Origin of the sequence: Arthrobacter oryzae, from assembly GCF_031454875.1 — a bacterium.
Classification (GTDB): domain Bacteria; phylum Actinomycetota; class Actinomycetes; order Actinomycetales; family Micrococcaceae; genus Arthrobacter; species Arthrobacter oryzae_D.
Genome location: NZ_JAVDRQ010000019.1, coordinates 21,900 through 33,286, shown reverse-complemented (window position 1 = coordinate 33,286; position 11,387 = coordinate 21,900). Strand labels below are relative to the sequence as shown.

General features: G+C 66.4%; 8 protein-coding genes and 1 pseudogene. 6 read left to right on the top strand and 3 right to left on the bottom strand.

Annotated elements, in window-relative coordinates; genetic code table 11:
* From J2805_RS23385 to J2805_RS23375, 3 genes and pseudogenes are all read left to right on the top strand, one after another.
* Positions 1–601, top strand: a pseudogene (locus J2805_RS23385) (hypothetical protein); the annotation flags it as partial.
* 240 nt (positions 602–841) lie between these two features.
* The gene (locus J2805_RS23380) at positions 842–2,053 is read left to right on the top strand and encodes a serine/threonine-protein kinase (RefSeq protein ID WP_309980422.1); all 1,212 of its coding nucleotides are present in this window, start codon (positions 842–844) and stop codon (positions 2,051–2,053) included.
* A gap of 62 nt (positions 2,054–2,115) precedes the next feature.
* Complete coding sequence (locus tag J2805_RS23375; protein WP_309980421.1) at positions 2,116–2,586, top strand: mucin-associated surface protein; 471 nt, start codon at positions 2,116–2,118, stop codon at positions 2,584–2,586.
* 81 nt (positions 2,587–2,667) lie between these two features.
* Here the strand turns inward: J2805_RS23375 and J2805_RS23370 are convergent, their stop codons facing one another.
* Positions 2,668–4,884: a catalase gene (locus tag J2805_RS23370; protein ID WP_309980420.1), complete on the bottom strand. Its 2,217-nt coding sequence runs from the start codon at positions 4,882–4,884 to the stop codon at positions 2,668–2,670.
* A gap of 238 nt (positions 4,885–5,122) precedes the next feature.
* Here J2805_RS23370 and J2805_RS23365 point away from each other — a divergent pair, with 238 nt between their 5' ends.
* Positions 5,123–5,749 (top strand): SRPBCC family protein, encoded by a 627-nt coding sequence (locus J2805_RS23365; protein WP_309980419.1) that lies wholly within the window; start codon positions 5,123–5,125, stop codon positions 5,747–5,749.
* A 143-nt stretch (positions 5,750–5,892) separates the two neighbouring features.
* On the opposite strand, the gene J2805_RS23360 is transcribed toward J2805_RS23365, so the two are convergent.
* A complete protein-coding gene (locus tag J2805_RS23360; protein ID WP_309980418.1) occupies positions 5,893–8,115 on the bottom strand; it encodes an NADP-dependent isocitrate dehydrogenase in 2,223 nt (740 codons plus the stop codon).
* 277 nt (positions 8,116–8,392) lie between these two features.
* Between J2805_RS23360 and J2805_RS23355 the strand changes: the two genes are divergently transcribed.
* Complete coding sequence (locus J2805_RS23355; RefSeq protein WP_309980417.1) at positions 8,393–9,364, top strand: trypsin-like serine peptidase; 972 nt, start codon at positions 8,393–8,395, stop codon at positions 9,362–9,364.
* Positions 9,345–9,536 carry a hypothetical protein gene (locus J2805_RS23350; protein ID WP_309980416.1) on the top strand — a complete coding sequence of 64 codons (192 nt, stop codon included), beginning with the start codon at positions 9,345–9,347 and terminating at the stop codon, positions 9,534–9,536. The genes J2805_RS23355 and J2805_RS23350 overlap by 20 nt, the downstream gene beginning before the upstream one ends.
* A 126-nt stretch (positions 9,537–9,662) precedes the next feature.
* Here the strand turns inward: J2805_RS23350 and purH are convergent, their stop codons facing one another.
* Positions 9,663–11,348 (bottom strand): bifunctional phosphoribosylaminoimidazolecarboxamide formyltransferase/IMP cyclohydrolase, encoded by a 1,686-nt coding sequence (gene purH / locus J2805_RS23345; RefSeq protein WP_309980415.1) that lies wholly within the window; start codon positions 11,346–11,348, stop codon positions 9,663–9,665.
* Between the last annotated feature and the right edge of the window lie 39 nt (positions 11,349–11,387).

Below are 11,387 nucleotides of genomic sequence, written 5' to 3'. Positions count from 1 at the left end.
CCTCGCCGCCGTCGTAGACCTCGGACTCGGCAACGGCAACGCGACAACCGGAACCGACCTCGCCGCCGTCGTAGACCTCGGACTCGGCACCGGCACCAGTAACGGCACCGATGCGGCTGTTGACCTGGGTGTCGACCTCGGTCTGGGCGGATCAACCGATACCGGCACCGGCACCTCAGGCGAGCTTGGCGCCGACCTGGGGGTCGACCTCGGCGTAGATCTGGGGATCGGCGGACCCGCCATCGGCGGTCCTTCAACCGGGGGAACCGTCCCCGGCGGAACCGTCCCCGGTGGCACCGTCCCTGGCGTGACCAACCCCGGTGCTCCCGCTATGGGAGGGGAGCCGGGCGTCAACGTCCCGGGCATCAGCAACCCCGCAGGTGCCGCTGCCGGAACGGGCATGAACTCCTCGGCTGCAACGGCGACCGGCACGAACGCAAACACCTCGGCAGGGACCGCACCGATGCTCGCCGGCACGGGGGCCAAGGGAACCGTGCTCGCCAACACGGGAGCCAATGTTGACCTGTTGGCCGCGGCCCTGCTCCTCCTCGCGGCCGGCATGGTCATCATGCTGGTGCTGTCTCGGCGGAAGAAGGTGTAATCCGGCAACGGACAGGATGGGGCCTTCCCTCCCACCCTGTCCGACCCGGGCTGCAGCAACAGGCTGTAGGAATACGCACAGGAATGGCCCGGGACGCCTCTACGGCTTCCCGGGCCAGGCCGCTGCTCACGGCGATTCCGAAACACGGACCAGAACTACCAAGCACCCTTATGAATTTGCCAGCTGTCCCCGTATCATTCTTGGAGTGCGCTCCGCTGGAACGCTGAAAAGGATGGGGTCATGGTGGAGAGTTCGCCCAGTAACACGGCAGAGGTCCTCGGCGGCCGCTACCGTCTTGGCGAGGTCATCGGCCGGGGAGGCATGGCATCGGTCTACACCGCCAGGGACGAAAACCTGGGCCGGGATGTCGCTCTGAAGCTTTTTGCCCCGCAATCGGCCGACGCCGACGAACTCAAGCGCCAAGAGGCGGAGATCGAACTCCTCGCCACGCTGAACCACCCGAGCCTCGTGACTTTGTTCGATGCCGGCATCGATTCCCGTGTGCCGGAAGAGCCGCGGCCGTTCCTCACCATGGAGTTGATTGAGGGACAGGACCTCCGGGCCCGGATCCGGCACAGCCCCGTGCCGCTGGACGAACTGGCAGTGATCGGAGCCGGCGTGGCCGATGCCCTGGCCTATGTCCATAACCTGGGCATCATTCACCGTGACATCAAGCCGGCCAACATCCTGCTGGTGCAGGTCCGGCCGGGCGAACCCCTGCGACCCAAACTGACGGATTTCGGCATCGCGCGGATCGTCGACGGCACTCGGCTAACCGCAACCGGGACCATGGTGGGGACTGCCGCCTACCTGAGTCCGGAACAGGCACGGGGCTCCGACCTTGGCCCGGCCAGCGACATCTATTCCCTTGGCCTCGTCTTGCTCGAGTGCATCAAGGGTTCGGTGGAATATCCGGGAGGCGCCATTGAATCCGCAGTGGCTCGGCTGCACCGCGCCCCGGTTATCCCCGACGACATTCCCGTCCAGTGGTCAGCGCTCATAACGTCCATGACAGCCCTGAACCCCCTGGACCGTCCATCCGCTGCCGATCTCGAGATCGCCCTGCGGCAAGCCCTGATATCCCCGGACTCAGTGCCAGGGGCCATCGTGGAGGAACCCACCCGCGTACTTCCTGCACCCCCGTCGCACCCGCCTCACCTGGTCTCCGAAAGCAGCCTGACAACCCAGCCGGAGGCCGGATCGCGCATTACGGCGCCCACTGGCACCCCCGGACACAGCCGGGCGGGTGCCAGCATCGCCCAACGTGTTCGCTCGCTGGGAACACGACGCAAGCTGGCTGCCGCCTTGACCTTGGTGGCCGCTCTAACGGTCGTCGCCGTGAGCGTCCCATCGGTCAATACACCTGAACCACCGGCTCCTATTCAATACCCTTCCGTCACAGGAACCTTGGGAGAACACCTCGATCAACTGCAGAGGAGCGTGGAACCGTGAGTTCATCGTCGATGCCCCGCCTCCAGCCGCCGTCGCATAGGCGCTGGCGAACAGCCCTGGCTGTGAGTCTGATATCCGCCGTTCTGGCCGGCTGCAGCACCCCGGCCCGTGACCTGGAACCTGAGGCCGCCCAGCAGCTGCAGGCCAAGGTGCTGACTGTTTCCCAGGCGGCCGCCGGCAACGATCCGGCTGCAGCCCTGAAATCCCTGGACGAGCTCGTCGTCCAGCTCGACGCGTCGGCGGCCGACGGAGGCGTATCCTTCAAACGCCACCAGAGCATCATGAAGGCCGTCGAAGCAGTCCGCGCCGATCTGGCAGCAGCGCAGGCGCAGGCCGAAGCTGCCGCGGCCGCAGAAGCCGCAGCGGCGGCAGCGGCGGCAGAAGCCGCGGCGGCGGAGGCCGCAGCCGAAGCTGCCGCCGCCCAAGCCTCCCAGCCCGCCCCTCAGCCGCCGGCGCAGGTCCCGGCTCCTGCGCCCGCTCAGGAAAGTTCCGGACCGGGCAAGGGCGAAAAAGGCAAAGGCAAGGACGACTGAACCCGGCGGTCGCGCCACCGGGTCACAATCGTCCTTGCCTTGCACTGCCTGCGCGGAACCGCGCCCACTTCTGTCGTGGAATCAGGACCCGGACGCCGGGAAACGCTCCCATGCCCGATGAGCCGCCAGCAGTTCCTGGAGTCGAGGAACAACATCTGACGGGCCGTCGCCAAAGGCCAGCCCGGGAGCATCCTGCGGAATGCTCGCGGCGTCCACGACGGCGGAACCTGCGCCCCAGCCGCCAATCGCCTTCGCGTGCCGGAAGCACTCGGCAAGCAGGAGAATTACCCGCGGATCAAGGGTTGCTCCGGGCTCACCGGCTTTGGCATCCAGTCCTTGGTCGGCGTCCGGGGCCGGGTCAGCGGACCCGGCGATCAACACCGCGTCGAACTCCGTGGAGCGCGCGGTGAGGTACGTGCGCTGGACAGGGATCCCGCCGTCGGCCTCCGCTCCCAGGAACCCTCCCGACGGGGCGATGACCAGGGGCACGACCCCGGCGGCGTCCAAAGCCGTGCGCGCGGCACGCACTGACTCCAGGTCGCTGGACGAGTCGGCCACGATGCCCACCACGCGGCCCTGCACCGGCCAGGTTCCGCCGATCTGCGAGAGCGCGGGGCTCGGGTCCGTTTCGGCCACTTCCACCGAAGCTGCAGGCGCCGGCATGCCCAGGCCGTCGGCGACGGCGGCGCAAAGTCCGGCGTCGATATTGGCCAGGTTCTGCAGCTGGCGTTCCCGGATGGCTGCCTCGCGGCATTTGCCGAGCTCGAAAGTGTAGGCCTGGATTACGTGGTCCTGCTCCACCGGGCTGAGGCTGCGGAAGAAGAGCCGGACCTGGCTGAAGTGATCGTCGAACGACGCCGGCGACTTCCGTTCCTTGACAGCCGCCGCCAACGCCTCGGGAACGTCAACGAACGCGCCGAGGTCCGCCCCGGCGAGGAAGGGGCAGCCGCCGTCGAGCGAATTCGGGTGATACGGCGCCGCTCCCCCGTGTACCGCCTGCTGGTGCATGCCGTCCCGGAGCATGTCGTTGACGGGCGCCTGCGGCCGGTTAATCGGGATCTGTCCGAAGTTCGGTCCGCCGAGCCGGGAGATCTGTGTGTCAATGTAGGAAAAGAGCCGCACCTGCAGCAGCGGATCGTTGGTGACGTCGATGCCAGGCACCAGATGGCCGGGGTGGAAGGCAACCTGCTCGGTTTCGGCGAAGTAGTTCACCGGGTTGGCGTTGAGCGTCATCAGGCCGATCGGCTGCACCGGGGCGAGCTCTTCGGGAACGAATTTGGTGGGGTCCAGCAGGTCGATTCCCTCGAAGAATTCCTCCTCCGTATCCGGGAACACCTGCACTCCCAGCTCCCATTCCGGGAAGGCACCGGACTCGATCGCGTCGGCAAGGTCGCGCCGGTGGAAGTCCGGGTCCATGCCGTTGATGAGCTGGGCTTCTTCCCAGACCAGGGAGTGCACACCCTGCTTGGGCTTCCAGTGGAACTTGACCAGCACCGTTTCGCCGGCGGCATTGACGAGGCGGAAGGTGTGGACGCCGAAGCCTTCCATGGTGCGGTAGGAGCGGGGCAGCGCGCGGTCGGACATGTTCCACATCGTGTGGGCCTGCGCTTCGGTGTGGAGCGAGACGAAATCCCAGAATGTGTCGTGGGCGCTCTGGGCCTGCGGGATCTCGCGGTCCGGGTGCGGCTTGCCGGCATGAATGATGTCCGGAAATTTGATGCCGTCCTGGATGAAGAAGACCGGGATGTTGTTGCCAACCAGGTCGAAAGTGCCCTCATCCGTGTAGAACTTGGTGGCGAAGCCGCGAGTGTCCCGGACGGTGTCGGCGGATCCGCGGGAACCCAGGACCGTGGAGAACCGGACGAAAACAGGGGTTTCGACGTCCTTGGCCAGGAAACCCGCCCGGGTGATGTTTTCTGCCGACCCGTAGGCGCGGAAGGTGCCGTGGGCCCCGGCGCCGCGGGCGTGGACCACCCGCTCCGGGATGCGCTCGTGATCGAAGTGTGTGATCTTTTCGCGTAAGTGGTGGTCCTGGAGCAGCACCGGACCGCGCCGGCCCGCCTTCAGCGAGTGATCCGTGTCCTGGAGCCGGAGGCCCTGTGCCGTGGTGAGATACGCACCGGACTGTGCGCGCGAGTGGACCGGAGCGCCGGTCGGGGACCCGGTCGGTGAAACCGCTTCGGGGCCCTGCTGGTCCGGCTTGGGCGGGAGAGGCTCCCGCGGCTCAGTCGGTTCGGCGACGCTGGGCGGTTCGCTCGAGACGGCACCGGGAATCTGGACGTTACGGTCTTCTGGCATGGACATTTCTCCTCGGTATCAGTCGACAATCCGACGCTTCAACCGGCCCCGGGCCGGAAGCTAAGCTTGCTTAGCACTCTAGGGAAATTGGGGCCGGACCACAACGCGCCACGGAAGGTTCATCAGCAAACTTACTATTTGGCGTGAATGTCGCTAGGTTGGTTAGAAGGGCCACGAAGCCCGCAACGAGATCAGAACCGCGGGCCACCGGCCCGCCAGCTGAAGGAGTGATGTACGCATGGCAACTGTCCAGGAATCCATTAATGTGAACGTCCCGCTGAGCCAGGCCTACAACCAGTGGACCCAGTTCGAGGACTTTCCGCACTTCATGAGCGGCGTGGACTCTGTCCGGCAGCTCGATGACACCACCGTCCACTTCAAAACCAGCATCGCCGGCGTCAAACGGGAATACGACGCCCGCATCACCGTCCAGCAGCCGGACCAGCGCGTCACCTGGGAAAGCCTGGACGAGCCGCGCAATGCCGGCACCGTATGGTTCGAAGCACTCAATCCGACCGAAACCCGGGTGAGCGTCGAACTCGCGTGGGAGCCGGATTCCGCGGTGGAGAAGGTGGGAGCAGCGGTCGGGCTTGATTCGCACCAGGTGGCCTCGGACCTCAAACGGTTCAAGAAGTTTATCGAGGAACGCGAAGTGGAGACCGGCGCCTGGCGGGAACGCGTCAGCGGGAGCGAGGTCGGCGGTGCCGCCTCCGGAACCGGCACCGGGGAAGTTCCGCCTGCTGCCACCACGGCGGTCCCCCTCGAGGAGGAAGTGGGCTACGACGCGGAGCCCACCGAGCGCCCCGTGAACACGGACCCCGACATGGCAACGGAACCTCCGTTCGGCAAGCACGTACAGCGCTGACGACGGCGGCTCGCGCCTCAGCAGCCCGGCAGCCGCGGCTCGGCCGGCTGCCCCGGCGCACGCTGCGCCAGCGGCCCCTGCGCCAACGAAAAACGCCCCGCCTCCCTGTTGGGAGGCGGGGCGTTGTCGCGCTGCGGGTCAGGCTACTTGGCCAGCCCTGAGAGCACTTCCGTGAACTTCGCTGACGGACGCATTACTGAGGCAACCTTGGCCACGTCCGGGTGGTAGTAACCGCCGATGTCCACCGGGGAGCCCTGGACGGCGAGAAGCTCGGCCACGATGGTGTCCTCGTTGGACGTCAGCGCCTCGGAGACAGCGGCAAAATCGGCTGCCAGCTCGGCGTCGTCGTTCTGCTGTGCCAGTTCCTGGGCCCAGTACTTGGCCAGATAGAAGTGGCTTCCGCGGTTGTCCAGCTCGCCCACCTTGCGGCGCGGGGACTTGTTCTCGAGCAGGAACGTGCCGGTCGCACGGTCCAGGGTGTCCGCGAGGACCTGGGCCCGCTTGTTGCCCGTGGTGGTGGCGAGGTGCTCGAAGCTGACGGCCAGGGCCAGGAATTCACCCAGGCTGTCCCAGCGCAGGTGGTTTTCGCTCAGCAGCTGCTGGACGTGCTTCGGGGCGGAGCCGCCCGCACCGGTTTCGAAAAGGCCGCCGCCGTTGATCAGCGGGACCACGGAGAGCATCTTGGCGCTGGTGCCCAGTTCCAGGATGGGGAACAGGTCCGTGAGGTAATCACGGAGCACGTTGCCGGTCACCGAGATGGTGTCCTCGCCCTTGCGGATGCGCTCGAGCGTGAAGGCGGTGGCCTTCACCGGGGACATGATTTCGATCTGGAGGCCCTCGGTGTCGTGTTCCTTGAGGTATTCCTTGACCTTGGCGATCAGGTTGGCGTCGTGGGCGCGCTCCTCGTCCAGCCAGAACACGGCCGGAGTTTCGGAGGCGCGGGCGCGGGTGACGGCCAGCTTGACCCAGTCACGGATCGGCACGTCCTTGGCCTGGCAGGCGCGCCAGATGTCGCCCGGGGCCACCTGGTGTTCAATCAGGACGGAACCGTTGCCGTCGACGAGCTGGACCGTGCCAGCGGACTGGATCTCGAAGGTCTTGTCATGGCTGCCGTATTCCTCGGCGGCCTGTGCCATGAGGCCCACGTTCGGGACGGTGCCCATGGTGGTGGGGTCATAAGCGCCGTTTGCGCGGCAGTCGTCGATGACAACCTGGTAGATGCCGGCGTAGCTGCTGTCGGGCAGGACCGCGAGCGTGTCCGCTTCCTTGCCGTCCGGGCCCCACATGTGGCCGGAGGACCGGATCATGGCGGGCATCGAAGCGTCAACGATGACGTCGCTGGGAACATGCAGGTTGGTGATGCCCTTGTCCGAGTCCACCATCGCGAGTGCCGGGCCTTCCGCCAGGCCCTTCTTGATGGCAGCCTGGACGCCTTCGCGGACATCCTCGGGAAGCTCCTCGAGGCCGCCCAGGATGGACGCCAGGCCGTTGTTGGGGCTCAGGCCGGCGGCGGCGAGCTGCTCGCCGTAGGTGTCGAACAGTTCGGCGAAGTAGGCCTTCACCACGTGGCCGAAGATGATGGGGTCCGAGACCTTCATCATGGTGGCCTTCAGGTGTGCGGAGAACAGCACGCCCTCTTCTTTGGCGCGTGCAACCTGGGCAGCCAGGAATTCATCCAGGGCGGCGGCGCGCATCACGGTGCCGTCAACCACTTCGCCGGCCAGGACGGGGAATCCGCGCGTCAGGACCTTGACGGTGCCGTCTTCCTTGACCAGCTGAATCTTGAGGGTGTCATCCGCCTCGATGACCACCGACTTCTCGTTGGAGCGGAAGTCGTCGGCGCCCATGGTGGCCACGTTGGTCTTCGACTCCGGGGTCCAGGCGCCCATGGAGTGCGGGTTCTGGCGGGCGTAGTTCTTCACGGACAGCGGCGCGCGGCGGTCCGAGTTGCCTTCGCGGAGGACCGGGTTGACGGCGGAGCCCTTGATCTTGTCGTAGCGCGAGCGGACGTCGGTCTCCGTGTCAGAGGACGGGTTGTCCGGGTAGTCCGGCAGGTCGTAGCCCTGGGCCTGAAGTTCCGCGATGGCTGCCTTGAGCTGCGGGATGGAGGCGCTGATGTTGGGGAGCTTGATGATGTTGGCTTCCGGCTTCTTCGCCAGGTCGCCCAGTTCGGCCAGGGCATCGGTGATCCGCTGCTCTTCGGTGAGGTAGTCACCGAACACGGAGATGATGCGGCCAGAGAGGGAGATGTCGCGGGTCTCCACTTCCACACCGGCAGTCGACGCGTAGGCTTCGACGATCGGCAAGAACGAATAGGTGGCCAGCATGGGCGCTTCGTCAGTGTGGGTATAGATAATCTTGGCCATTGCTTGGGCGTCTCCTGAAGGTAAATACATCTGGAACTCTGGCGTTATTTCAACATGCTTAACTTACCCGAGTAGGGCGGGTCGACGCCCATCGGAGTCCCCTGAGGCGCGTAGCATGACCCCTCCCACTGCCGCGGGACGCCTCGGAGACGCTGCCGTAAATCTGCAATACAAGAGTTGTGTATCTCTTTACAAACTTGTCACGGCTGGGTAGGTTCATCTCCACTAGCGGCGGCCACCATCTGAGGCCGCCGCATCACGACTGGTTAGGACAACCATGACGAAATCGAAGACTCTGGCCACCAGCCTCCTGAGCCTCTCGGCCGCGGCACTGCTTGCGATCTGCGCAGCCGGCGTGGCTACGGCCTCCCCCGCATCAACCCAGGACGGCGGGCAGGTTGCCAGCCAGCCGGTGGACAGCACCAATGTCGCCGGCTACTGGACAGCCGACCGCATGCGCGCAGCGGTTCCCGGCGATGTGCTGGCCAGCAAGGCCCTCCAGCGCGGCAACGCTTCCTCCGCCGCAGCTGTGGAAAAGGGCTCCGGCACCAGGATCGCGGGCAAGGCGGGCAAGGGCAAGACGCCCCTGCACACCGACGAGAGTCCGGTGTCCCACATTGGCAAAGTCTTCTTCACCATGGGCGGCAGCAACTACGTCTGCTCCGGCAACTCAGTGATTTCCAACAACAAGAACACCGTGTCCACTGCCGGTCACTGCCTCAATGAGGGACCGGGCACGTTTGCCACTAACTTCATCTTCGTCCCCGCATACCTGGACGGTGCCGCACCCTACGGCAAGTGGGCCGCCAAGGGCCTCTACACCCCCACCCAGTGGAGCTCCGCCGGCGACATGCAGTACGACACCGGCTTCGCCGTGGTTTCCCAGCTCAACGGCCAGAACCTGGCCGACGTCGTGGGCGCTTCGGGTGTCCAGTTCAACGCAGCCCGCGGTCTGGCGTACAAGTCCTACGGCTACCCCGCTGCCGCCCCGTTCGATGGCGCATCCCTCGTGAGCTGCGCCGGGTCGGCAAGCAATGATCCGTACAGCCCGCAGTTCCAGACGCAGGGCATCCCGTGCGACATGACCGGCGGCTCCTCGGGCGGTCCCTGGTTCATCGGCACCGGCTCCAGCGGCTACCAGAATTCAGTCAACAGTTACGGCTACGGCAGCCGGTCCGAGGTCATGTACGGGCCGTACTGGGGCTCAGTCATCCAGCAGGCGTACTCAAGTGCATCGTCCGCGAACTGACAACCCGGAGCCTGCTGACGAGGGCGTGAGCCACAGCAGCATCGGCCCGGCCCCGGAGGAGATCATCGCCTACTGGACGCCCGAACGCATGGCCGACGCAAAGCCTCGGGAACTCCGGCTCCCGGAGCCTGCGCCCGGCCCGGACGATGACCCGGAAGCCGCCGGGGACTAACTGAATAAACGGCGACGGCGACCGTCCCCCTTTCGGGGGCGGTCGCCGTCGTACGTGGAGCGGTGGTGGGCCCACGCCGCCCGGGTACCCTAGCCGAGCGCAGCGAGGTTAGGGAGGCGGTGGGGATTAGTGGAAGAAGTGGCGGGCGCCCGTGAAGTACATGGTGATGCCGGCGGCGTTGGCCGCTGCGATGACCTCGTCATCCCGGACGGAACCGCCGGGCTGGACCACGGCGCGGACGCCGGCGTCGATCAGGATCTGGAGTCCGTCCGCGAACGGGAAGAACGCGTCGGAGGCTGCCACGGCACCGCGGGCGCGCTGGGGTGCGCCGCTTGCGCCTGTTGCTGTCGTCCCGACGTTAGTAGCCCCGCCTGCACCGTCGACGTCGGACTCAACCTTGACGCCCAGCGTGTTGGCGCGTTCCACGGCCAGCTTGCAGGAATCGAGCCGGTTCACCTGGCCCATGCCGATGCCAACGGCGGCACCGTGGTCGGCCAACAGGATGGCGTTGGACTTGGCGGCACGGCAGGCGGTCCAGGCGAACGCGAGGTCGGCCAGCGTGGCATCGTCAGCGGCTTCACCGGCAGCGAGCGTCCAGTTGGCGGGGTTGTCGCCGTCGGCGTCCACCTTGTCGGAGATCTGGACCAGCACGCCGCCGGAAACCTGGCGGATTTCGGCCGGGTAGCGGCCGTAGCCCTCCGGAAGGGACAGGAGGCGGATGTTCTTCTTCTTGGAGAGGATCTCCACGGCTTCCGGTTCGAAACCGGGCGCGATGACCACTTCGGTGAAGATTCCGGCCACGGTATTCGCCATGGCGGCGGTGACCGTGCGGTTTGCCGCGATGACGCCGCCGAACGCGGAGACAGGGTCGCAGGCGTGCGCCTTGGCGTGGGCGTCGGCGATCGGGTCGGCAGCATCCGCAGATCCGACGGCCACGCCGCACGGGTTGGCGTGCTTGATGATGGCCACGGCGGGCTCGGCGAAGTCGAACGCGGCGCGCAGGGCGGCGTCGGCGTCCACGAAGTTGTTGTAGCTCATCGCCTTGCCGTGGATCTGGTCGGCCTGGGCGATGCCCGCCGGGGCGGCCTTGTCGACGTACAGCGCTGCCTGCTGGTGCGGGTTTTCGCCGTAGCGGAGGACCTCGGAGCGCTCCAGCGCGAGGCCGGCGTAGGCGGGCCAGTCAATCACGCCGTCGCCGTCCTCGTCGAGGAACTGGCTGGCGGTCCAGGTGGCCACGGCGTTGTCATAAGTGGCCGTGTGCGCGAAGGCCTTGGCGGCCAGTCGCTGGCGGGTCTTCAGGTCGAAGCCCCCCTCAGCGGCGGCCCGGACAACGTTGCCGTAGAACGTGGGGTCCACCACGATGCTGACGGCGGCGTGGTTCTTCGCGGCGGAGCGCACCATGGCCGGACCTCCGATGTCGATCTGCTCCACGACGTCGTCCTGGGCGGCGCCGGACTTGACCGTCTCCACGAACGGGTAGAGGTTCACGACGACGAGGTCGAACGCCTCGATCTCCATGCCGGCCAGCGTTTCCATGTGGGCCGGGACGCGGCGGTCGGCCAGGATGCCGCCGTGGACGCGCGGGTGGAGCGTCTTGACGCGGCCGTCCAGCATCTCCGGGGAGCCGGTGACTTCTTCGACTTCCTGTACCGGGATGCCTGCGGCGGCGATCTTCTTGGCGGTGGAGCCGGTGGAAACGATCTTGACGCCTGCTTCGTGCAGGCCCTTCGCGAGCTCCTCCAGACCGGTCTTGTCGTAGACCGAGATCAGGGCTCGGCGGATGGGAACACGGTCTAGCTGCGTAAAGCTCACAAAGGTCTCCGTCTTTTGACACGGTGGGTGCCGCGGTTG